The sequence below is a fragment of the Hymenobacter sp. genome, assembly GCF_031398885.1.
Lineage (GTDB): Bacteria > Bacteroidota > Bacteroidia > Cytophagales > Hymenobacteraceae > Hymenobacter.
In genome coordinates this window covers 1-22,127 of record NZ_JANNOD010000071.1, presented here as the reverse complement: position 1 = coordinate 22,127, position 22,127 = coordinate 1, and the positions used below count along the sequence as shown (strand labels likewise).

The window sequence follows — 22,127 nt, the reverse complement described above, 5'->3', positions numbered from 1 at the left end:
CATCTCGCGTGCTACCGTTGTTGTCGTCAGCACGCGAGATGCTTCGCTGCGCGCTGCATGACCGCCATTTTTAACTTAAAAAGTGGACAAAGCCGCCACTGTCCACACACCCTAGTTCAGCTCACGCGCAATGAACGCACTCACGGCGGCGGCGCGGTTGACGACCATGAAGTGGCCCGCGTCCGCAATAATGGTGGCGTTTCGGATGGGGGCGGCCGGGAATATGCGGTCGCGCCCGCCGTGCAGGTGGGCCACGCCGGGCAGGGGCGCCTGGGCGGGCCAGGCCATGAGTTCGGCAATGGCCCAGCGCGCGAACTCCGGGTCGGTGTCCTCAATAATCTGGCGGAGCAGCGCCGCTTCGGCCGGGGTTTCGACGCTGAAATAATGGTTGGCCGTGAGCAGGTTGCTCCACTTCAGCAGCCGAGCCGGCACGGCGCGGTAGGCGCGGCTGCGGGCCACCAGCCGCAGCTGCCAGCCCATCTCGCGCGGGCTCTTCACGCTGGAAATGAGCAAGACCTTGCGGCACGGCACCAGCCGGGCCATCTCCTGGCACACGATGCCGCCGAACGACATTCCGACCAGGTTGATTTCCTGGCTCAGGTCGATTTGTGCCAACAGGCGCTGGCAGTACGCGGGCAGCGGCTCGCGCGGGCCCGGGGGTAGCCACTTCACAAATATTTTATCAACGCCGGGCAAGTCCAGAAACTGAAACGCCCGCTCGTCGGCGCCGAGCCCGCTAACAAAGTACACTTTGCGCCGGGCCTGCGGCGGCGCGCTCACGGTTTGCAGCCCGCGAACGAGCGCACCGTGGTGTAGTGAATGGCGAAGTCGGCCTTGCCCCGGTCGGGCGTCACGAACAGCACGTAGTCGGCAAAGTCGCGGGCCGGGGCGTCAGCCCACAGGCCGGCCTTGTCGGCGAACAGCTTGTTGGTTTCCTTGAACACGAGCAGGTCGGCAAAGGCTTCCTCGGGCTCCACGTACACCGTGCCGAAGCAGTAGCCGCGCCGCGCCGGGTCGGTTTCGAGGTAGATGGAGCCGTAGATTTTGCACGGCTCCAGCGGGCCGGCTACCGACGTGCGGGCCGCAGCCGGCACGCCGGTGGCCGGCGAAGCGGGCGCGGCGGCCGTCAGCCAGGCCGCGAGCAAAAAGGAGAAGAACATGACCGAAAAAACAGTTGTGTTGTGAGTGAAACTGTACCGGATATCAGTGCCCGACCGACTTGCCAATAACGGTGCCAGGCCGCGGCCTAAAACGACTGAATGATAGCCGTAAAGTCCGCCGCTTTCAGCGAGGCGCCGCCAATCAGGCCACCGTCCACGTCGGGCTGCCCGAACAGCTCCCGCGCGTTCTGGGCATTGGCCGAGCCGCCGTAGAGAATGGTGGTGTCCAGGGCCGCTTTGGCGTCGTAGGCCCGGGCAATCCGCTCGCGGATGAAGGCGTGCACTTCCTGGGCCTGGGCGCTGCTGGCCGTGCGGCCCGTGCCAATGGCCCAGATGGGCTCGTAGGCCACCGTCACTTGGTCAAACTCCTCGTTGCTGAGGTGGAACAGCCCGTCGGCCAGTTGCTTGCCGAGGTAGTCGAACGTCTCGTCGGCCTCGCGGGTGTCGAGCGACTCGCCCACGCAGAAGATGGGCTTGAGGCCGGCGGCCAGGGCGGCTTTCAGCTTCTGGCTCAGCAGCTCGTCGTCCTCGCGGAAGTACTGGCGCCGCTCCGAGTGGCCCAGAATAACGTACTCACACCCCACCGAGGCCAGCAGCTGAGCCGACACTTCGCCGGTGAAGGCGCCGCTCTCCTTCTGGTGGCAGTTCTGCGCGCCGAGGTGAAATTTAGCACCCTTGCCTAACTTCTCACCCACGGCGTGCAGCAGCGGAAACGGCGGGCAGATGACAATTTCCGGGCCGTTGGCGCCGATGGAAGCGGCCCCGGCCAGGCGGGTGATTTCGGCCACCAGGGCCAGGCCGTCCGGGTGGGTCAGGTTCATTTTCCAGTTGCCGGCAACGAGGTTTTGGCGCATGTGCGAAGGAGCTAGGGAGGAGACAAGGTTACCCCGCAAAGCTAACGGCAAACGGCGCCCAGCGTTTAGCGCCCCGCGGCGTCAGCCGGCCTGCACGAGCCGGGCCACCTCCGCCGCCGGCCCCACGGTGGCCACGGCCCCGGCGTTGAACCGGAGAAAGTCGGCTTCCACGCCATCCGAAAAAATCACGCCCCCGGCCGGCATCAAGGACTCCACTTGCAAGGAGCGGCCGGCGTGCAGGCGCCCGGCCACCAGCCCGCACTGGGTGCGCTTGCTCAGGAAAGGCTCCCGTACCACAAACAGCAGCTCGTCGGCCGCCGGCGCGGGGTAAGCATCCAAGCGCCCCAAGCCGCCCGCAAAGTCCTCCACGGCGGCCGTCATGTTGAAGATGGAGCTGAGCCAGCCCGTGCTGCCGGCCGGCGTGGCCACGATGATGCCCGACGAGGAGTGCTCCTCGGTTTCGTCGTCGAAGCTGATTTTGTAGCGCGCCGACACGTGCGAGGCCGCCCCGATGAACAGGTCATTGAAAGCCAGCAGCCGCTGACCGTCGTTGAGGCGGGCCTCGGCCAGTTGGTGCACGCGCACGGGGTACTGGCCGGCCACCACGCGCTGCACGGCGGCGCGGCAGGTGTCGGGCCGGAAGGGCAGGAGCACGCCGTCGTAGCGGTCGGGGTCGGGGTTGACGGCCACCAGCGGGCGGCCGCGCACGTACTTGGCCGCGTTGGCCACCAGCCCGTCCTGCCCCACCACCACCACTAGTTGGTTGTCGGCAAAGAGGAACGAGGGCAGGAAGGCGCGCTCCACGATTTTGCTTTTCACCACGCCCGTCAGCTCGCGCTGCACCCGGGCCACGGCCGCCTCGATGCGCTGGTGCTCCTGGGCGTATTCCTCAAACTCGGCGTCGCTATCAGTTTCCTGGCCGGCCTTGCGCTTGAGGTAGAACCGCGCCTGCCCCGCCGTGTTGAACCGCTCCAGCAGCGCCTCGTAGCGGGTTTTGCTCTTGATGATAATGGCGTATTCGAGGGGGGCGGGCATAGTGTAGATTGTCGTTCGGGGGGGATGCCTCACCCCCTGACCCCCTCTCCTTCAGAGAGGGGGCACCGGAAAAGAGTTAAAAGTTGACAGTTAAAACTGACTGCTTTTTGACTCTTCATTTTTAACTGACTTCCGGTGCCCCCTCTCCGCGGGCTTCGCGCTTCAAGCGAACCGGGGGTCAGGGGGTGAGGTTACCGGCGGCCGGACTTGGGCTGCGCCGGGGTCGCGGGCGGGTCCCGCCGGGGCTGGTCACCGCCAGGGCTGCCGGTGCCGTTGCCATCGTCGCTCAGCAGGCCTTCCAGCAAATCGGGGGTGATGTTGAGGGTGCCGATTTTGCCGGCGTTCTCGGCCAGCTCGCGGAAGGCCAGGGCAATGTTGAGGCGCGGGTTGGGGTTGTTCTGCAGGGCGGTAAGGGTGCGCCAGTCCAGGTCGCGGAAGGGGCGCAGGGTGGTTTCGGTGACGTAGCCCTGGGCGTCGGCGGCGAGGCGCTCGTTGGCGGTTTGCTGCTCCAGCAGCTGCGCCCGGCTGGCTTCCACGGCGATGTCGGCCTGCACTTGCAACTCGCGCAGCTTCTGCTCGTTGGCGGCGCGCTGGAGCTGGGTTTGGTTGCGCTTCTCGTCAATCTGCTTGCGCTTTTCCTCCACCGCGATGTCGGTGTTCAGCTCGCTCTCCTTGATGCGGCGCTCCTGCTCCACGGCGAAGTTGCGGCGCTCGTACACGGCCTGGTCGGCTTCCTGCTGCAGGCGCTCGCGGGTTTCGGCCTCCAGGGCGCGCTCCATTTCGGGCGTGGCGCGCACGGCCAGGATGTTCACCCCCAGCACCTCAATGCCCAGCAGCGCCACCGCCGCCGAAGCCCGCAGCCCGGCCACCACTTCGGCCTCAATGGCCTTGTTCGAGCGCACTGAATCCTTCAGCCCCAGGCCGTGGACGAAGGCCGAGGTGGCGGTCTGGGCCTCGTTCACGAGGCGCTGGTTGAGCTTTTCCAACTCGTTCTTTTTGTAGATGCCGGCGCTGTTCACCGTGAAGTCGAGCAGCTCGGCCAGCTGCCGGGGCTGGGTGATGCGGTAGGTGAGCTGGCCCTGGATGCTGATGCTCTGGTAGTCGGCCGTGGTTTCGTTGAAGATGAACGGCAGGTCGTTGGAAGCCAGCGGCACGGCCGCGATGGTGCTGCCCAGCGTGGCGTAGAAGAAGGCCAGCCCGCGCCCCTCGCGCACCAGCCGGCCGTTGCGGTACTGCATGACGTAAGTTACCGAATCAAACTTGGCGTAGCTGAGGCCGAACATAAGCGGGAGGATGAGGGGAGCGGGCAGCGCCGGCGAGCCCGGCCCTATTGCGCCGCAAAGTACTGTACCACCAACTCATCGGAAGAGAACACGCGACCACGCCAGTCCCCCACGCCGGCCCGGCCCCGGGAACGGCCGCGCGCCCTACTGCCCCGCCCGCACCGCTTTGCGGGCGGCAATCTCGGCTTCGGCGGCGGCGGCGGCTTGTTCGCGCAACTGCCAGGGCTGCTTGCGGCCGCCCAGCCACGCCAGCAGCACGCCGGCAATGGCCGCCACCGTGGCGCCGGCCAGCGCGGCCCAGCCCAGCGCGGGCACCTCGCGCAGCCGCACCATCCAAATGGCCACCAGCGCCCAGGCCACCACCAGCGGGAACACCACGTCGCCAAACGCCCGGGCCACCACCAGCGCCAGGGTCACCACGACCACCAGCAGGGCCAGCGCCAGGACCACCGCCACTTCCTCGCTAGCCTCCCACCCCAGCTCCCGCAGCCCGATGGTGGCGTTGATGACCGTGGCCACCGAAATCCACCCCAGGTACAGGGAAAAAGGTACGCCGACCCACCCCGGCTCCGCCCCGGCCGCCAGTCGCCGCCGCACCCGCCCGTAGGCGGTAACGAGACCGGCCAGAATCAGCAGCATGACGGCCACGCTAGGCAGAATCAGCTCGTAAGCAAACAGCACGACCCAGGCGCCGGTGGCCACGCTGGCCAGCGCCAGGGGCTTGGCCGCGGCGTCGGGCAACGAGAGCCGGTGCTGCGCGGGCAGCAGCTGCCACACCGCGTACGCCGCCAACCCCAGAAAAATCAGGCCCCAGATGCTGAAAGCGTAAGGCGCCGGCGTGAGCAGCGTGGGGTACTTGGCCGAAACCTGCCCCATGGTCTGCCCATTGAAGGGCCGGGTGTTGGCGTAGTAGTTGAGGAAAATATTACCAAAAACGGCCAAGGCCGCCACCCAGCGCCACACCCACGCCGTGGCCGAACGGTCGGGAGCGGCGTAGTGCTCGGATGATATTGTTTGGGTGGACATAAATAAAATAATACAATTGGGTGGCTACCTACGCATCAATAAGCACGGTCGGATTAGGCCGGGCTCCCCTAATCAGCCGAGCAAAACGAACCACTACTTGGCTACGCGGCCGCACGTGTCGAGACGTTCTCTCCAACGCGGCCGCTCCCGACCGCAACGTTACACTTTGTCGGCCAGAAACCGCGCGGTGTGGTTAGAATTTTTCAATTTCACCAGCTCCTCGGGGGTGCCCTCGAAGAGCAAGTGGCCGCCGTTGAGGCCGCCTTCGGGGCCGAGGTCAATGAGCCAGTCGGCGCACTTGATGATGTCGACGTTGTGCTCGATGATGAGCACGGAGTTGCCCTGCTCGATGAGCGCATTCAGGGCGCCCAGCAGCTTGGCGATGTCGTGGAAGTGCAGGCCGGTGCTGGGCTCGTCGAAAATGAACAGAATCTTGTCCTGCTGCAGCGTGGCGCCTTTGGTCAGGAACGAGGCTAGCTTCACGCGCTGGGCCTCGCCGCCGCTGAGCGTGTTGGCCGACTGCCCCAGGCGGATGTAGCCGAGGCCCACGTCTTCGAGCGGCTGGAGGCGCTCGGCTACTTTGGGCTGGCTTTTGAAAAACTGCACGGCGTCGGCCACGGTCAGCTCCAGCACTTCGTCGATGCCCTTGTCCTGGTACTTAATCTCCAGAATATCCTGCTTGAACTTGCGGCCGCCGCAGCCCTCGCAGGTCAGGTAGATGTCGGCCATGAACTGCATCTCGATTTTCACCTGGCCCTCGCCCTGGCACACCTCGCAGCGCCCGCCGTCCACGTTGAACGAGAAGTGCGAGGGCTTCAGGCCCCGGGCCTTGGCCAGCGGCTGCTCTGAAAACAGCGTCCGAATGGCGTCGTAGGCCTTCACGTAGGTCACCGGATTTGAGCGCGACGACTTGCCGATGGGGTTCTGGTCCACGAACTCGACGTGCGACACCTGCCCGTTCACGCCGGTGAGGCGGTCGAACTTGCCGGTGCTCTCGCCCGCGCCGCCGCCCAGCATCTTCATCAGCGCCGGCGCCAGGATGCGCTTGATGAGCGTGGACTTGCCCGAGCCCGACACGCCCGTCACCACGGTCATCACGCCGAGCGGAATCTTCACGCTCACGTTCTTGAGGTTGTTTTCGCGGGCGCCGGTCAGTTCCAGGGCGTTGCGCCAGGGGCGGCGCACGGCGGGCACGGCCACTTCCATGCGGCCGCTCAGGTACTGGCCGGTGTAGGTGGTGGTGTCCTGCAGCAGCTCGGCCATGGTGCCCTGAAACATCAGGTGGCCGCCGCCGCTGCCGGCTTCGGGGCCGATGTCGATAATCTGGTCGGCGGCTTCCATCATCTTCTCCTCGTGCTCCACCACCACCACGGTGTTGCCGAGCTGCTGCAACGAGCGCAGCACGCCAATGAGCTGCTCGGCGTCCTTGGGGTGCAGGCCGATGGACGGCTCATCCAGAACGTACATGGAGCCCACCAGCGCCGAACCCAGCGAGGTAGCCAGCGAAATGCGCTGGCTCTCGCCGCCGCTGAGCGTGTTGCTCAAGCGGTTCAAAGTCAGGTAGCCCAGGCCCACGCGGTTGAGGTAGCCGAGGCGATTGGTAATTTCGGTCACGAGGCGCTCGGCCACTTTGGCGTCGTGCTCGTTCAGGCGCAGGTTCTCGAAGAATTTCAGCGCTTCAGAGATGGGCAGCAGCACGATGTCGGCGATGTTGCGGTCATCGATGCGCACGTACTGCGCGTCCTTGCGCAGGCGGGTGCCGCGGCAGTCCGGGCAGGTGGTGCGGCCCCGGTAGCGGCTTTGCAGCACCCGGTACTGGATTTTGTGGGTCTGCTCGCTCACCCACTGGAAGTACTTGTCCAGGCCGTCGAAGTACTTGTTGCCGGTCCAGAGCAGGCGCTGCTCGGCCGGGCTCAGGTCGGCGTAGGGGCGGTGAATGGGGAAGTCGAAGCGGATGCCGTTTTTGAGCAGCGGCTTCAGCCACTCGCCCTGCTTCTCGGTGCGCCAGGGCGCGATGGCGCCTTCGTACACGGTCAGGCTCTTGTCCGGTATCACCAGGTCCTCGTCGATGCCCAGCACCGAGCCGAAGCCCTCGCAGGTCTGGCAGGCGCCGTAGGGGTTGTTGAAAGAGAAAAAGTTGACGCTCGGCTCCTCGAATACGAGGCCGTCCAGCTCAAATTTGTCGGAGAAGGTTATAGTTGTTAGTTGCTGGTTGTCAGTTGTTAGTTGCTTTCCATCGGGTGCTGGGTGCTGGTTGTCGGTTGTTAGGCCGGAGCCGTTTTCAGTGACAACTGACAACTGATAACTAACAACTAATGTCCCGTGGCCCTCAAAAAACGCCGTTTGCACCGAGTCGGAGAGGCGGAAGAGCAGGTCCTCGTCGTTGGGCCGCAGCACGGCGCGGTCCACCATGATGAACACCTCCCCCGGCACCTCGGGGCGGCCCTCCCCTATCAGGTCCTCAATCTGCGACGTCACGCCGTTCGCCACCACGCGGCTGTAGCCTTTTTGCAGCAGCAAGTCCAGCTCCTTGCTCATGAGCCGGCCTTTTTCGGTGAGCAGCGGGGCCAGCACCATGGCCCTGGTGCCCTCGGGCTGGGCGGCCAGGAAGTCCACCACGTCGGCCACGTTGTCCTTGCGCACCTGCTGGCCGCTCACGGGCGAAAACGTGCGCCCCACCCGCGCAAACAGCAGCTTGAGGTAGTCGTAAATCTCGGTGCTGGTGCCCACCGTCGAGCGGTTGTTCTTGATGCTGACCTTCTGCTCGATGGCAATGGCCGGGGAGATGCCGCGGATGTAGTCCACGTCGGGCTTGTCCATGCGGCCCAGGAACTGCCGGGCGTAGCTGCTCAGGCTTTCCACGTACATGCGCTGGCCCTCGGCGTACAAGGTGTCAAACGCCAAGCTGGATTTGCCCGAGCCGCTCAGGCCCGTCACGACGATGAACTGGTTGCGCGGCAGGGCCACGCTGAGGTTTTTGAGGTTGTGAACCCGGGCGTTTTTGATGAGGATGAATTCGCGCGGGTCGAGGTGGTCAATGGCGTTATCGGCGGGGGCCGAAACTTGCAACGAGTCTTTCTTGGGCATAGCTGGACTAACAACGCAAGTGGCTTGGAAGGTTTCGGCCGAGTGCAAGTGCTTTCGGCAACGAAGGTACGGCCGCCGGCGAAGCGAAAAATCAAGAATAAGGTCACGGAGTGCCTAACATTGCGACATTCTTCGCCTCGTTGTCATCGATGCTTCTTCTCAGTCCCCTCGCCACTCTCCACCGGATTCTACGGGGCGTGCACGCCAACGCCACGGCCAACGCGGGCATATTTCAGAAAAACGAAGCGGCGACCCGGGCCGCGCTGATTGAACCCGTTCTCCGGGCGCTGGGCTGGGACACCGCCAACGTGCGCATGGTAGAACCCGAAAAAAGCCTCGGCAATGAGCTGCGGGTCGATTATTTGCTCAACGACGTGGCCGGCAAGCCCTATCTGGTGATTGAAGCCAAGTGCTTGGGCAGCAGCTTGGATAAGTACGGGTACGTAGGAAAAATCCTGGGTTACGCATTGTCGCTGGACGTGCAAACGGTTTGCATAACGGACGGCATCCACTGGCACATCCACTCGAATTTGCAAAAGGGAAAAGCCGAGCCAATCACGTTCACCTTAACCGAACAGGCCTTCTTGCCGGCGGCTACGCAGCTTATTCAGTGGTTGGATGCCGCGCACGGTGGGCACGGACTAATGCCTTTGCCGGGATATGAACCGGTATCACCCGAGAAAGAACCTCCCTCGCTTATTGAGGCGACGAGCAAAACCGCAACGGTCAGAAAGGTCAGTTCGAAGCAGCCTAAAAAGAAGAAGCCCGTTACACCTTCCTTGGATTTTATCGATTTGGCCCGGGTTCAACTATTGTCTTTGCAACCCGGCCAAAAGCCAAAGGAAATAAGACTGCCCAACGGTACCATCAAGCCAATCAAGACGTGGAAAGATATTTTGCTCGAAGTATGCCACTTTGCTTTAGCGACCAACCCTCGAATTCCGGTGCCTTTGCTTGATAAAGCAGGTAAGAAATGTTTTCTTTTTTCGGCTCAAAGACCAGCTATTGGTTCCAGTTTCGTCGCCTCTTACAATAACAAGCAGCTATTTATTTACACCAATTACAGTGCGGCCAGTTGCATTGCCAACGCGCTTTACGTCACGCAACAAATCCCGCAAAACCAAAAGATAGCAACCGTTGCTGTTCGCTTCTAGCTGCTACGCGCACTTCCATGCCCACGCCCGTTCGCCTCCTCATCACCGCCGCGTTGCTGGCCCTGGCCACCGGCGCCCACGCCCAGCCCGCCGGCCCCCGCCTCACCGGCCACTGGACGGGCACGCTCGGGCCCATCGACCTCACCATGCACCTGCTCGACCCTGCCACCGGGCCGCGCATGGCTTCGCTCGACATTCCCGCCCAAAAGGTGCAGGGCCTGGCGGTGCAATTCACGGCGCCCGGCGACAGCGTGTACCTGCGCCTGGCCCAGCCCGCGGCCCGGTTCGCCGGCCGCCGCTCGGCCGACGGCCGGCAACTGGTGGGCGAATGGCAGCAAGGCCTGCGGGTGATTCCGCTGACGCTGACCCGCGACGGCGGCACGAAAGCCCCGGCCGCCACTCCAAACCGCCCCCAAACGCCGCGCCCGCCCTTCCCGTACCAGTCGGCCGACATCACGTTCCGAAACGAGAAGGCCGGCCTGACGCTGGCCGGCACCTACACCGTGCCCGCCGACATGGGCCCGTTTCCGGCCGTGGTGCTGCTCACCGGCTCGGGGCCGCAGGACCGCAACAACACCATTTTCGACCACCAGCTTTTCGGCGTGCTGGCCGACCACCTCACCCGCAACGGCGTGGCCGTGCTGCGCTTCGACGACCGCGGCGTGGGCCAGAGCGGCGGCACGCTGGCCGGCTCGACCAGCGCCGACTACGCCGCCGACGCCCAGGCCGCGCTGGCCTGGCTGCGCGCCCAGCCCGGCATCCGCAAAAACCAGGTGGGCCTGCTGGGCCACAGCCTGGGCGGCACCGCGGCCATTGGGGCGGCGGCCGGGCCAGGCGGGCCCGATTTTCTGGTGCTGCTGGCCGCGCCCGGCCTGGCGGGCGACGAGCTGATAGTGCAGCAGGTGCTGGCCCTGGCCCGCCTGCAAACCACCGACGCGGCCCAACTCGCGGCCGCCGAAAAAGCCCAGCGGAGCGTCGTTCAGATTATTCAGCAGACGTCGGACAATGCCTTGGCCCGTGCTGAGCTGCTGACGCTGCTCAACCCCGCGCGCTCGACCGACCCGCAGCTGCTGGCGCAGCTGGAGCCACAGCTGGCCGCCCTGACCTCGCCCGACTACCGCCACCTGCTGGCCGACCGCCCGGCCCAGACCCTGGCCAAAGTGCGCTGCCCAGTGCTGGCCCTGGGCGGCAGCAAGGACGTGCAGGTGCCCGCCACCCGCAGCCTGGCCGCCACGGCGGCGGCCCTCAAAGCCGGGGGCAACCGCGACGTCACCGTGAAGGAGCTGCCCGGCCTCAACCACTTGTTTCAGACTGCCGGCACGGGCGGGCCGGCCGAGTACGGCACCATTGAAGAAACAATGGCCCCGGCCGCCCTGCAGCTCATCGGCGAATGGGTGGCGCAGCACACCCAGAAGTAGGGTTTGTCGTGTTTTTTTCGGGTTTCAACGAAATGAGCGGTCCATGAGGGTCGCCATGGCCGTTTTTCGTGGGTGCTGCCCAGGGCGCAACCTGACTGGCAACCAAGCACGTATGTTGTACTTTTCAGCTTCGTTTTTTGTCTGAATTCCGTGCGGCTTTGTTTATATAGTCTGATTCCATGATACGATTTATACTAGTCCCCTTGTTTACGGCTGCTTTTTTGGGGCAGTCCTCGTTCGTCGCGGCAAGTCCACCGGCAACGCCGGCCCCGCTCAGTGGCCAGTGGAAAGGCCCGCTGAAGCTGCTCGGCGGCCAAATCGGCATCACCATCACCATCGTGCCGCTCACCAACGGTACTTACTACGCCGCCCTCGATGCCCCGCAGCAGCGCATCAGCCGCATGCCGGTCGACGTGGAGTTGAAGGGCACCGACCTGCAGCTGCGCATCGAGCAGGCGGGCAGCAGCTTCGTGGGCAAGGTGAGCAACGGCGGGGCCACGCTCACCGGCACCTGGAAGCAGCCGGGGGTCACGTCCCCAATGGTGCTCAAGCGCGTTGCCGCTTCGGCGCGGGCCGTCACCAAATTCAAGGCCACCCCGCCGTACCGCGAAACCGACGTTAGCTTCGTCAACCCCGTCACCAAAAGCCGCATTGGCGGCACCCTCACCGTGCCCGCGGGCACCGGTCCTTTCCCGGCCGTGGTGCTGCTGTCGGACTCGGGCCCGCAGAACCGCGACGTGGAAGTGACCGGCTACCGCATGTTCGGGCAGCTGTCGGACTATCTGACCCGGCACGGGGTGGCCGTGCTGCGCTTCGACGACCGCGGCGTGGGCAAGTCCAGCGGCACCTACACCAGCGCCACCACCGCCGACTTCGTGACCGACGCCCGGGCCGCGCTGAGCTACCTGCGCGGCCGGCCGCTCATCTCCTCGCACCGCGTGGGCCTGCTCGGGCACGGCGAAGGCGCCAACGTGGCCCTGCTCGCCGCCGCCACGCCGGGCCAAACGCCGGCGTTCGTGGTGTCGCTGGCCGGCTACGGCCAGCCAGGTGCCGAGGTGCTGCTGCGCCAGCAGGGCGAAATCATGCGCTTGATTGGGGCCGACCCCGCCCAGGTGCAGGCCGCCCGCGACGTGTACCAAAGCACGGTCGACGTCATCCGCCAAACCCCCGACAACACGCTGGCCCGCGCCAAAGTGGCGACCCTACTCAACGGCACCAACACGGGCCTGGACGTCGGCATGGCCCGCGCCCGCGCCGTGCAGCTCACCACCCCCTGGAGCCGCTACTTCTTCGATTTCAACCCCCAGTCGCAGCTGAGCAAAGTGCAGTGCCCGGTGCTGCTGCTCAACGGCACGGCCGACTTGCAGGTGTCGGCCAAGCGCAACATGGCGCCGCTGGCCAGGGCCCTGCGCCGGGCCCACCGCCCGGTGGCCTCTTACCGCCTCACTGGCTTGAACCACTTTTTTCAAACCGCCCCGGCCCAGTGGCCCATCGTGAACGGCGTGCAGCAGCCCACCTTCGCGCCCGAGGCCCTCAAGCTCATTTACAGCTGGGTGGCCCGGGAAACCAAGATGCCCGACGACCAGCTTCCCCTCACGGTGAAGCGCCGCGCCGCGCCAGGCAAGAAGACCCGGCCGGTGGCCAGCGCCTCGCACCGGCGGAGCTAGGGCAATTATCAGGTTCGCGTGTTGGTCGTCCGACTCCCCTTTCCGCGGGAGAGGGGCCGGGGGTGAGGTTTCCCGGCCGCGCCACGTACACGAACCTCAAAACGGCTGTAGGCCCGCCCGACCAGCCCAGTGCGCGGCCGCGCGGCTTTTGCCATTTCGGCGATTTTGCTTATCATTGCCGGCTACGCTAAAGGGGCCGGGCGTTCTGCCTTGGCCGCTTCTCTCTTCTGGGCTACTACTTTTCTACCGCGCACGGGCGCTTCTTCATGGCTGCTCCGCCTCCTTTGCCGCGGCCCCGCCGGTCGTGGGCCGACTCCGGCCCGATGCGCTGGGTGCGCCGCTACTTCGGCTACTCGCGCGGCGAGGCCCGGGGCATGGCCGGGCTGCTGGTGCTGATGCTGGGCGCCGTCGTGCTGCCCGTGCTGTTGCGGCCCGCGCTGCCCGTGTACCTACCCGCCGCCGACCAGCGAGGACTGGACGAACTCGTGGCCACGCTCAAGGCTCACCGCACGACCGAGCAAGGCTACGCCAGCCGCTACCCCAAACGCGAATACAAGAAATTTGAGCGCAGCGGTGCCCGCTATCCCAAAGTAGCCCAGGTCCGACTCGCCCCCTTCGACCCCAACGCGCTGACGGCCGAAGGCTGGGAAGCCCGAGGCGTGCCGCATTTTGTGGCCGGCCGCATGGTGAAGTACCGCACCGCCGCGGGCGGCTTCAAGGCCAAGGCCCAGGTGAAGAAAATGTACGGCCTGGAGGATTCGGTGTACCAGCGGCTGGCGCCCTTTATGCAGCTGCCCGACGAAGCGCCCGGCCGGGGGGAACGGGCCGCCTACGCCACCAGCAAGCCCGGGCCCGACGGCAAGTTTCCGCCTTTTGCCAGCTCGGCCGCCACGCCCGGCAAGTTCCCCGGCAAGCCCCGCAACCTGCAGCCCTTCGACCTGAACACGGCCGACACCACGCAGCTGATGCAGATTCGCGGCATTGGGGCCGGCCGGGCCAAGTGGGTGGTGCGCTACCGCAACCAGCTGGGCGGCTACCTGCGCGAGGACCAGTTGGACGAAGTATTCGTGCTGCGGAATGCCCCGGACCTGCGCGACAGCTTGAAGAAATACACCTTCGTCGGGGCCGGCTTTGCGCCCAAGCTGGTGAACGTGAACACGGCCTCGTTTGACGAGATGTACCTGCACCCGTACATCGGCAAGCCACGGGCGCGGCTTATCGTGGCCTACCGGCAGCAACACGGACCATTCAAAAGCGTGGAGGATTTGCAGCAGATTCCGGTGCTCAAAGCGGCGGACCTGGAGAAGCTGCGGCCGTACGTGCGGTGCGAGTAGGGCGGGGTGTCGAACAACTTTGGGCACAAAGACAACTTCGCAGGGTACTAAAGTCGTAGTATGATTAACTTCCGCACAGGCCGGCGCCGGGTGCCGGCCGGGCTCAACCAATGGCCGCTGCCAGCGGTTAGCTACCTCCTGATTTCCCCTCGCCATGACTGACAACCCCACGCCCGATTCGGCCGCGCTGCCCGACGGCCCGGCGCCTGACGACGGCCGCCGCTCCTTTATCAAGCAGGCTTCCGGCTTCCTGGGCCTAGCCCTGGCGCCGCCGCTGCTGGGGCAGGCCGAGCGCCTCACCGCCACGTCCAAAAAGGTGGCGGGCGTGAGCGAGATGCGCCTGAAAGTGAACGGCACCGTGCGCACCATTCAGGCCGAGCCGCGGGTGACTTTGCTCGATGCCCTGCGTGAAAACCTGGACCTGACCGGCTCCAAAAAAGGCTGCGACCACGGCCAGTGCGGCGCCTGCACGGTGCTGGTCGACGGCCGCCGCATCAACTCCTGCCTTACGCTGGCCGTGATGAACCAAGGCAAGGAAATCACGACCATCGAGGGCCTGGCCCAGGGCGAGGAGCTGCACCCGCTGCAAGCCGCCTTTATTCAGCACGACGGCTTCCAATGCGGCTACTGCACGCCGGGCCAGCTGATGTCGGGCGTGGCCTGCATCAAGGAAGGCCACGCCACCACGGACGGCGACGTGCGCGAGTGGATGAGCGGCAACCTCTGCCGCTGCGGCGCCTACCCCAACATCGTGGCGGCCATCCGACAGGTCGAGAAAAGCGGCTTGAAATCCTGATTAGTTGTCAGTTGCTCGTTGTCAGTTGTTAGTGCTCTCAGCACGAACTAGAACTATTGAAACGAACTGACAACTGACAACGAGCAACTGACAACTACGCTACGCCATGAACAACTTCACCTATCTCCAAGCCACGCAGGCCAAGGAAGCCACGGCTGCCGTGCGCGACGGCCAAGGCGCCGCCTTCATCGCGGGCGGCACCACCTTGATTGACCTGATGAAGCTGAACGTGGAAACCCACAGCCAGCTCGTCGATATCAACACGCTGGCCTTCAAAGGCATCGAGCAAACGGCCGACGGCCTGCGCATCGGCGCTCTGGAGCGCATGAGCGACGTGGGCGAAAACGCCCTCGTGCTGGAGCAGTACCCGGCCGTGTCGCAGGCGCTGCTGCTGGCGGCCTCGCCGCAGCTGCGCAACATGGCCAGCATCGGCGGCAACCTGATGCAGCGCACCCGCTGCGGCTACTTCCGCGACACCGCTTTTCCGTGCAACAAGCGCCAGCCGGGCTCCGGCTGCCCCGCGCTCGACGGCGAGAACCGTGGCCACGCCATCCTGGGCGGCAGCCAGGCCTGCATTGCCACCTACCCCGGCGACCTCGCCGTGGCGCTGGTGGCCCTTGATGCGGTGGTGCTTCTGGAAAACGCCAAGGGCAAGCAGCGCCGCGTGCCGCTGGTCGACTTCCACCTACTGCCCAGCACCACGCCCCAGCGCGAAACCGTGCTCGAGCCCGGCGAATTAATCGTGGCCGTGACGGTGCCCGCCGCCGCGCACGCCCGTAAGTCCACGTACCTCAAGGTGCGCGACCGCGCCTCTTACGCCTACGCGCTAGTGTCGGCCGCGGTGGGCCTGGACGTGCAAGCGGGCCAGATTCGCTCGGCGCGCGTGGCATTTGGCGGCGTGGGCACCAAGCCCTGGCGCTCGACGGCGGCCGAGAAGCTGCTCATGGGCGCCCCCGCCACGGAAGCCACTTTCCGGACGGCGGCCGCGGCGGCTATGCGCGAGGCCCAGCCCCGCGAACACAACCGTTTCAAAGTCGAGCTGGCGCAGAATACGCTGGTTCGGGCCCTCACCGATGTCGCCGCCAAGGCTTAAATGGTAATTAAAAATTGAGAATTAAAGATTAAAAATTTGGGGTGCCGGCTTCAGCTTTCATCCCCTTTTTCCAATCATTTTTAATTCTCAATTTTTAATTTTTAATTGACTCCCTTATGGAAAACGAACCTGCTTTTTTCGAAACGTCGCCCAAGCCCGGCGTGGTGGGCAAGCCGCTGGACCGCGTCGACGGCCGCGACAAGGTGACGGGCAAGGCCAAGTATTCGGCCGAGTTTCCGTTGCCCGGCCTGACCTACGGGGTGCTCAAAACCAGCGACATTGCCAGGGGCCGCATTCAGAGCATCGACACCAGCGCCGCCGCTAAGGAGCCCGGCGTGCTGGCCATCTACACCCACCTAAACCTGCCCAAGCTGGCCAAAACGCCCAACGACGCGGACGGCAAAAAGGCCATCGGCGCGCCTATGGGCTTTATGCCCATGACTACGGACGTGATTCACTACGCCGGACAGGCCGTGGCTATCGTCGTGGCCGACACCTTTGAGCGCGCCACCCACGCCGCGCAGCTGGTGCGCGTGACCTACGCCGCCGAGGCCCCCATCGCCACCTACACCGACCCGAAAGCCAAGCTGTTCGACCCCGAAAAGGTGCAGGACGGCAAGACCGACGGCCACACCCGGCGCGGCACCCCCAAGGAGGCTTTGGCCGCTTCGGCCGTGAAGATGACGGCCGTGTACACCCACGCCATCAACCACCACAACCCCATGGAGCCGGGCTCGACCACCGCATTGTGGGACGGCCCCGACCGCCTCACGGTGTACGAGTCGACCCAGGGCGTGACCCGCACCCAAAAGGCGCTGTCGCAAATGCTCGGGCTGCCGCAGGACCAGGTGCGCATCATCACGAAGTACCTGGGCGGCGGCTTTGGCTGCAAGGGCTCGTGCTGGCCCCACACGGTGATTACCGTGCAGGCCGCCAAAGGCGTGGGCCGCCCGGTGAAGCTCATGCTCACCCGCAAGCAGCAGTACACCAGCATGGGCCACCGCGAGGACCAGACCCAGACCCTGACCATCGGCGCCACCAAGGAGGGCAAGCTCACCGCGCTCATCCACGAGAAAACCTCCACTACCTCGCCCTGGGACAACTATGCCGAGCCCAACAGCCGCATCATCAACCTGCTCTACGACTGCCCCAACTTCGAGTCGAGCTACCAGCTGGCCCGGGGCAACGTGATGACGTCCACCTTCACCCGGGCCCCCGGCGAGGCGCCCGGGGCTTTCGCCATTGAGTGCTCGATGGATGACTTGGCCTACCAACTGGGCCTCGACCCGCTGGCCATTCGGCTGCTGAACCACGCCGACCGAGACCCGACCAACGGCAAGCCGTGGTCGAGCAAGTCGCTGAAGCAGTGCTACGCCCGCGGGGCCGAGCTCTTTGGCTGGAGCAAGCGCAACCCCAAAGCCGGCGCCACCAAGGACGGGCGCTACCTCATCGGCTGGGGCATGGCCACGGCCAGCTACCCGGTGCACAACTCGCAGGGCACGGCCCGCGTGCGCCTCTACGCCGACGGCCACGCCGTGGTGCAGAGCGGCGCCACCGACCTCGGCACCGGCACCTACACCGTGATGACCCAGGTAGCGGCCGACTCGCTGGGCCTGCCGCCCGACAAAGTCCGCTTCGAGCTGGGCGACACCAAGCTGCCCACGGCCCCCAACTCGGGCGGCTCGGTGGCGGCCGGCACGGTGGCGTCGTCGGTGTACATAGCCGCGCAGGACGTGTGGCAGAAGCTGACCAAGCTGGCCATTCAAGACAAAAAGTCGCCGCTGTTCCGCGCCAAGCCGGAAGACGTGATGGTGGAGGACGGCCGCCTTCAGTTGAAAAAAGACAAGGCCACAGGCGAAAGCTTCATGGCCCTGATGAAGCGCGCCGAGATGACCGACATCGAGGGCAGCGGCAGCGGCAAGTATGGCGCCGGCTACGAAGCCGCCTCGGCCGCCGCCAACGCCGACCCCACTAAGAAAGACGAGGCCGGCCAGCACTCCATGCACTCCTTCGGCGCGCACTTCTGCGAGGTGCGGGTCGACCCCGAGTTGGGTACCGTGCGCGTGACGCGCTGGGTGAGCGTGAATGCCGCCGGCCGCATTCTGAATGCCAAAACGGCCCGCAGCCAGATTATCGGCGGCGCCATTTTCGGCATCGGCTCGGCCCTGATGGAAGCTACTCACCGCGACGAGCATTACGCCCGCTACGTCAATGCGGACCTGGCCGACTACCACATTCCCGTCAACGCCGACATCCCGGACATGACCATCGAGTTTATCGAGGAGCACGACCCGTACATCAACGCCATGGGCGTGAAGGGCATCGGCGAGATTTCCATGGTGGGCGTGGCCGCTGCCGTGGCCAACGCCGTGTTTCACGCCACCGGCAAACGCGTGCGCGACCTGCCCATCACGCCCGACAAAATCCTGGGCACCAAATCGGTGTAGATGCTGGAACAATCTGCTTCCCCATCCGGCGCCACCGTCCCAGGTTCTTTCGGGGCGGTGGCGCTGCTGTTACTGGCCGCCGGCGCCTCCACCCGCATGGGCCAGCCCAAACAGTTACTGCTCTACCGAGGCCGCACCCTGCTTCGCCACGCCGCCGAAACGGCCGTGGCCACCGGCTGCGCGCCCGTCGTGCTGGTTACCGGCGCGGTGCACGAGGCCTTGGCCGCCGAGGTTACCGGCCTGCCCGTGCAGGTAGTGCACAACCCGGAGTGGGAAACGGGCATGGCTTCGTCCATTCGCGCGGGCCTGGCCGCCCTGGCCAACGCCAAGCCCAGCGCCGTCCTCATCATGCTCAGCGACCAGCCGCTGGTCACGCCGGAGCTACTGCGGCAGCTGGTGGCGCAACAGCAAGAAACTCACGCGCCCGTAGTAGCCGCCGCCTACGGCGACACGCTGGGCGTACCGGCGGTGTTCGACCAAACTATGCTTGCGGCGCTCGGCCAGTTGCAAGGAATCCAGGGCGCCAACCGGCTCATCGCCAGCCTGGGCGCGGCGGTGGGCCGCGTGGATTTTCCGGCCGGACTGCTGGACGTGGATACTCCCGAGCAGTACGCTGCCTTGCTAGAGCGCTGACGTGGCCGCGACGCTTACTTCCTTCGTGCCTGTTTCCAGCTCCCGCAGCTTGTCGGCTTTCCAGGCGGTGACGGCCACCACCACCAGCGTCATCACCCCGCCAAACACCACGCTCGTCACCGTGCCCATCAGCTTGGCCGCCGCCCCGCTTTCGAAGGCTCCAATCTCGTTGCTCGAACCAATGAAGATGTTGTTCACCGCCGACACCCGGCCCTTCATGTACTCCGGGGTGTAGGTGTGAATGAGCGTGGAGCGCACGATGACCGAAACCGAGTCGAACACGCCGGTCAGAAACAGCAAAAATAACGACAGCGCGAAGCTTTTCGACAGCGCGAAAGCTATGGTGGCCAGCCCAAACCCGGCCACGGCCCACAGCAACTTGCGCCCCGCCCGCCGCCGCAGCGGCGAGTAGGTGAGCCACACCGCCATCAGCACCGAGCCCACGGCCGGCGCGGCCCGCAGGTAGCCCAGCCCGTCGGGCCCGGTCTGCAAAATGTCCTTGGCAAAAATGGGCAGCAGCGCCACCGCCCCGCCAAAGAGCACCGCAAACAAGTCGAGCGAAAGCGCGCCCAGCACAATCTGGTTGCCAAAGATGAACTTCACCCCGCTCAGAATGCTCTCGCCCAGTTTCAGCCGCTCGCCCTCGCGCGCGGGCAGCGCCCGGCCCGCAATGCTCACGAACAGCAGCAGCGCGGCCAGCATCAGCGCGGCATCGACCCCGTAGGCAAAGCCCTTGCCCTGCTTGGCAAACAGCAGCCCGCCGATGGCCGGCCCCAGCACGGCCGCCGTCTGCCAGCTGGTCGAACTCCACGTCACGGCGTTAGCCAGCAACTGGCGGTTGGGCAGCAGCTGGGGCATGAAGGAAAACACCGCGGGCCCCAAAAAGCCGCGCGCAATGCCGCTCACGAACAGCACCACGTACAGCATCAGCACGTACAGCGGCAGCGCCAGCGCCCCGCGGCCCGCAAACAGCGCCACGCCGGCCGGCTGCGCCAGCAGGTACAGGCTCAGCGAGCACAGAAACAGCACCAGCACGGCCGGCACAATGATGCGCTTGCGTGGCACCGAGTCGGCCACGTGCCCGGCGTAGAGCGACACCGTGATGCTGGGAATGGCTTCGGCCAGGCCAATCAGGCCTAGGGCCAGCGGGTTGTTGGTCAGCTCGTAAATCTGCCAGCCCACCACCACGCCCTGTATCTGGCTGGCCACCGTGAGCAGCACCCGGGCCGCTATCAAGCGTCGGAATTCGGGCAAGCGCAGGGCGGCGTAGGGGTCGTGGGCAACGGCAGCGTCGGTGGGGGTAGGCATAAAGCGCGGAAATGCGCCCGCCGGTCCGGCGGCGCGGCGCAAAGGTAGCGGGGCCCGGGAGGTGCGAAGGCTCCCAGTCCGAGGGTTTCCCCTACCTTAGAAGCCCATTTCTACCTTCTTATACCGCCTTCGCCTATGTCCGCTTTTGGCCTGGAAATTACGCCCCGTCCCGACCTACCGGCCATCGTGGCGCGGTGGCAGCGCGAAATCAGCGTGCCGGAGCTGCACACCGGCTACCTCGCCATTCTGAAAGCCGCCGACGCCCTGGGCTGCTGGCGCTGGCTGCTCGACCTGCGCCGCCGCCAGGAGCTGGCCACCCCCGCCATCGCCGCCTGGATGGACACTGAATTCCTGCCCCGGCTCACCGGCCGTTTTGCCGAGCCCGTGCGCCTCGCGTTCTTGGCTTCGCCCCTGCGGGCTTCGCAGGAAAAGGCCGCCGCGTCGGCGCCCGGCCCGGGCGCCGCCCCACGCCCCAACCACGGCCACCAGCAAGCGCTTTTCACCGACGAAGCCGCGGCCTACCACTGGCTGGCGCAATAACCCGACCCGGTATCCAGGCGCCGAATGTTAACAGCATTAAGAACCTATCCGAAAAATACTTCGGCAAACGGACGCCAGATGAAGCATGACTGTCAATTTATTTTCTCGGATAGGTTTTAAGAATCCTCGCAGATGGTTAAGAAAGCGGGCTCGCGGGGTTTCCGGCTAGGGTTGCACCGTTTTGACATAAAGATTTTGTCATTTTTCTTCAGGAGCTATTGCGGATGTGCTTTTCCTCGCTCTACATTTGGTCTGATTCTGGCGGGTTTTAACGTCCCGCTCCCGTCGCGCTCCTGATTTTTTTCTCGGTAACCGCATACTATGGCCTAAAGCTCTACGTTCCCTTATCCGTAGCCCTTTATGGACCTCTTGCAACCGAGCGATTCCGCGCTCATCTCCCTCTACCTGGCCGGCCAGGAATCCGCCTTCGCCATCCTGCTGGAGCGGCACCGCAGCCGGGCGTACACGACCATCCTGCTCATCGTGCGCGACGAGGACGTGGCCGAGGACCTGTTGCAGGACACGTTTATCAAGGCCATCCACACCCTTAAAAGTGGCCGCTACAACGAAGAAGGCAAGTTCGCTCCCTGGATTTGCCGCATTGCTCACAACCTAGCCATCGACTCGTTCCGGCGCGGCAAGCGCGCCCCCCACGTCAGCCTCACCGACAACGACCGGCTGACCAATACGCTCACCATCGCCGACGACGGCCCCGACGATGTCATGTCCCGGGAGGAAACCCACACCCGCCTTCGGGCGTTAATCCAGGAACTGCCGGCCGCCCAAAAGGAGGTGCTGCTCATGCGCCACTACGGCGACATGAGTTTCCAGGAAATTGCCGACGCCACCGGCGTGAGCATCAACACGGCCCTGGGCCGGATGCGCTACGCGCTGATAAACCTGCGGAAGAAAATGACCGCCAAATCCGTCTATTATGATCCAAACCTTACCCCATTCGACACTACTCCAGTATGTGTACAACGAGTTGCCGGTTGAAAGGCAGCGCGAGGTAGAGGAGGCGCTGCAGCACGACCCGGACCTGGCCGTGGCCTGCGCCGACCTTCTTTTGGCCCAGCGGGCTCTCGACAGCGTACGTCGCGAGCCCCGGCCCGAAACCTCCGAGGCCATTTTGCGCTACTCGCGCACTTTTTTAGCCAAGTCCTGAGCCCGTTTGTCGTGCAGTTGGTACCCCTTCACTCCCGGCGAAAAAGCTAAGCGCAACTGCTCAAACCCACAAAGGCGGCCGTGCCGGGCTGGTCGAATCATTTCCCCGCGGGGCCAATGATTCGACC

General features: G+C 65.0%; 19 protein-coding genes. 11 read left to right on the top strand and 8 right to left on the bottom strand.

Annotated elements, in window-relative coordinates:
* Positions 1-111: 111 nt before the first annotated feature.
* The 7 genes from RMO51_RS14765 to uvrA all read right to left on the bottom strand — a co-directional run bounded on the left by RMO51_RS14765 (position 112) and on the right by uvrA (position 8,445).
* Positions 112-780, bottom strand: a complete 669-nt coding sequence (locus RMO51_RS14765) for an alpha/beta hydrolase (protein WP_310395849.1) — start codon at positions 778-780, stop codon at positions 112-114.
* Entirely contained in the window at positions 777-1,160 is a 384-nt protein-coding gene (locus tag RMO51_RS14760) for a hypothetical protein (RefSeq protein WP_310395847.1), read from the bottom strand. The genes RMO51_RS14765 and RMO51_RS14760 overlap by 4 nt, the downstream gene beginning before the upstream one ends.
* Before the next feature lie 86 nt (positions 1,161-1,246).
* A complete protein-coding gene (tpiA, locus tag RMO51_RS14755; protein WP_310395845.1) occupies positions 1,247-2,014 on the bottom strand; it encodes a triose-phosphate isomerase in 768 nt (255 codons plus the stop codon).
* 81 nt (positions 2,015-2,095) lie between these two features.
* A complete protein-coding gene (locus RMO51_RS14750; protein ID WP_310395844.1) occupies positions 2,096-3,049 on the bottom strand; it encodes a sugar kinase in 954 nt (317 codons plus the stop codon).
* A gap of 191 nt (positions 3,050-3,240) precedes the next feature.
* Complete coding sequence (locus RMO51_RS14745) at positions 3,241-4,332, bottom strand: SPFH domain-containing protein (RefSeq protein WP_310395842.1); 1,092 nt, start codon at positions 4,330-4,332, stop codon at positions 3,241-3,243.
* Between the two features lie 144 nt (positions 4,333-4,476).
* Positions 4,477-5,358: a hypothetical protein gene (locus RMO51_RS14740; RefSeq protein ID WP_310395840.1), complete on the bottom strand. Its 882-nt coding sequence runs from the start codon at positions 5,356-5,358 to the stop codon at positions 4,477-4,479.
* A gap of 159 nt (positions 5,359-5,517) precedes the next feature.
* The gene (gene uvrA, locus RMO51_RS14735) at positions 5,518-8,445 is read right to left on the bottom strand and encodes an excinuclease ABC subunit UvrA (RefSeq protein ID WP_310395838.1); all 2,928 of its coding nucleotides are present in this window, start codon (positions 8,443-8,445) and stop codon (positions 5,518-5,520) included.
* A 197-nt stretch (positions 8,446-8,642) separates the two neighbouring features.
* Between uvrA and RMO51_RS14730 the strand changes: the two genes are divergently transcribed.
* The 8 genes from RMO51_RS14730 (at position 8,643) to RMO51_RS14695 (ending at position 18,987) form a co-directional block, all read left to right on the top strand.
* Positions 8,643-9,599, top strand: a complete 957-nt coding sequence (locus RMO51_RS14730; RefSeq protein WP_310395837.1) for a hypothetical protein — start codon at positions 8,643-8,645, stop codon at positions 9,597-9,599.
* A 17-nt stretch (positions 9,600-9,616) separates the two neighbouring features.
* A complete protein-coding gene (locus RMO51_RS14725) occupies positions 9,617-11,017 on the top strand; it encodes an alpha/beta fold hydrolase (RefSeq protein ID WP_310395835.1) in 1,401 nt (466 codons plus the stop codon).
* Positions 11,018-11,196: 179 nt separating this feature from the next.
* Positions 11,197-12,684, top strand: coding sequence for an alpha/beta fold hydrolase (locus tag RMO51_RS14720; RefSeq protein ID WP_310395834.1), 1,488 nt, complete (start codon positions 11,197-11,199; stop codon positions 12,682-12,684).
* Between the two features lie 266 nt (positions 12,685-12,950).
* A complete protein-coding gene (locus RMO51_RS14715; protein WP_310395832.1) occupies positions 12,951-14,018 on the top strand; it encodes a helix-hairpin-helix domain-containing protein in 1,068 nt (355 codons plus the stop codon).
* Positions 14,019-14,172: 154 nt separating this feature from the next.
* The gene (locus RMO51_RS14710) at positions 14,173-14,814 is read left to right on the top strand and encodes a 2Fe-2S iron-sulfur cluster-binding protein (protein ID WP_310395830.1); all 642 of its coding nucleotides are present in this window, start codon (positions 14,173-14,175) and stop codon (positions 14,812-14,814) included.
* 106 nt (positions 14,815-14,920) lie between these two features.
* Positions 14,921-15,907, top strand: a complete 987-nt coding sequence (locus RMO51_RS14705; RefSeq protein ID WP_310395828.1) for a xanthine dehydrogenase family protein subunit M — start codon at positions 14,921-14,923, stop codon at positions 15,905-15,907.
* A gap of 116 nt (positions 15,908-16,023) precedes the next feature.
* Entirely contained in the window at positions 16,024-18,354 is a 2,331-nt protein-coding gene (locus RMO51_RS14700) for a xanthine dehydrogenase family protein molybdopterin-binding subunit (RefSeq protein ID WP_310395827.1), read from the top strand.
* Positions 18,355-18,987, top strand: coding sequence for a nucleotidyltransferase family protein (locus RMO51_RS14695; RefSeq protein ID WP_310395826.1), 633 nt, complete (start codon positions 18,355-18,357; stop codon positions 18,985-18,987).
* Here the strand turns inward: RMO51_RS14695 and RMO51_RS14690 are convergent.
* Positions 18,976-20,295 carry an MFS transporter gene (locus tag RMO51_RS14690; RefSeq protein ID WP_310395824.1) on the bottom strand — a complete coding sequence of 440 codons (1,320 nt, stop codon included), beginning with the start codon at positions 20,293-20,295 and terminating at the stop codon, positions 18,976-18,978. The two genes, RMO51_RS14695 and RMO51_RS14690, sit on opposite strands and share 12 nt — an antisense overlap.
* A 135-nt stretch (positions 20,296-20,430) precedes the next feature.
* Between RMO51_RS14690 and RMO51_RS14685 the strand changes: the two genes are divergently transcribed.
* The 3 genes from RMO51_RS14685 (at position 20,431) to RMO51_RS14675 (ending at position 22,000) form a co-directional block, all read left to right on the top strand.
* Positions 20,431-20,835 carry a hypothetical protein gene (locus tag RMO51_RS14685; RefSeq protein WP_310395822.1) on the top strand — a complete coding sequence of 135 codons (405 nt, stop codon included), beginning with the start codon at positions 20,431-20,433 and terminating at the stop codon, positions 20,833-20,835.
* A gap of 360 nt (positions 20,836-21,195) precedes the next feature.
* Complete coding sequence (locus RMO51_RS14680) at positions 21,196-21,831, top strand: sigma-70 family RNA polymerase sigma factor (protein WP_310395820.1); 636 nt, start codon at positions 21,196-21,198, stop codon at positions 21,829-21,831.
* A complete protein-coding gene (locus RMO51_RS14675) occupies positions 21,809-22,000 on the top strand; it encodes a hypothetical protein (protein WP_310395818.1) in 192 nt (63 codons plus the stop codon). The genes RMO51_RS14680 and RMO51_RS14675 overlap by 23 nt, the downstream gene beginning before the upstream one ends.
* Positions 22,001-22,127 lie beyond the last annotated feature (127 nt).

Bases quoted from the DNA above. Each gene is read 5' to 3' on its own strand.
- RMO51_RS14760 (WP_310395847.1), bottom strand. From the start codon at position 1,160: ATGTTCTTCTCCTTTTTGCTCGCGGCCTGGCTGACGGCCGCCGCGCCC.
- tpiA (WP_310395845.1), bottom strand. From the start codon at position 2,014: ATGCGCCAAAACCTCGTTGCCGGCAACTGGAAAATGAACCTGACCCAC.
- RMO51_RS14750 (WP_310395844.1), bottom strand. From the start codon at position 3,049: ATGCCCGCCCCCCTCGAATACGCCATTATCATCAAGAGCAAAACCCGC.
- RMO51_RS14745 (WP_310395842.1), bottom strand. From the start codon at position 4,332: ATGTTCGGCCTCAGCTACGCCAAGTTTGATTCGGTAACTTACGTCATG.
- RMO51_RS14740 (WP_310395840.1), bottom strand. From the start codon at position 5,358: ATGTCCACCCAAACAATATCATCCGAGCACTACGCCGCTCCCGACCGT.
- uvrA (WP_310395838.1), bottom strand. From the start codon at position 8,445: ATGCCCAAGAAAGACTCGTTGCAAGTTTCGGCCCCCGCCGATAACGCC.
- RMO51_RS14725 (WP_310395835.1), top strand. From the start codon at position 9,617: ATGCCCACGCCCGTTCGCCTCCTCATCACCGCCGCGTTGCTGGCCCTG.
- RMO51_RS14720 (WP_310395834.1), top strand. From the start codon at position 11,197: ATGATACGATTTATACTAGTCCCCTTGTTTACGGCTGCTTTTTTGGGG.
- RMO51_RS14715 (WP_310395832.1), top strand. From the start codon at position 12,951: ATGGCTGCTCCGCCTCCTTTGCCGCGGCCCCGCCGGTCGTGGGCCGAC.
- RMO51_RS14710 (WP_310395830.1), top strand. From the start codon at position 14,173: ATGACTGACAACCCCACGCCCGATTCGGCCGCGCTGCCCGACGGCCCG.
- RMO51_RS14705 (WP_310395828.1), top strand. From the start codon at position 14,921: ATGAACAACTTCACCTATCTCCAAGCCACGCAGGCCAAGGAAGCCACG.
- RMO51_RS14700 (WP_310395827.1), top strand. From the start codon at position 16,024: ATGGAAAACGAACCTGCTTTTTTCGAAACGTCGCCCAAGCCCGGCGTG.
- RMO51_RS14695 (WP_310395826.1), top strand. From the start codon at position 18,355: ATGCTGGAACAATCTGCTTCCCCATCCGGCGCCACCGTCCCAGGTTCT.
- RMO51_RS14690 (WP_310395824.1), bottom strand. From the start codon at position 20,295: ATGCCTACCCCCACCGACGCTGCCGTTGCCCACGACCCCTACGCCGCC.
- RMO51_RS14685 (WP_310395822.1), top strand. From the start codon at position 20,431: ATGTCCGCTTTTGGCCTGGAAATTACGCCCCGTCCCGACCTACCGGCC.
- RMO51_RS14680 (WP_310395820.1), top strand. From the start codon at position 21,196: ATGGACCTCTTGCAACCGAGCGATTCCGCGCTCATCTCCCTCTACCTG.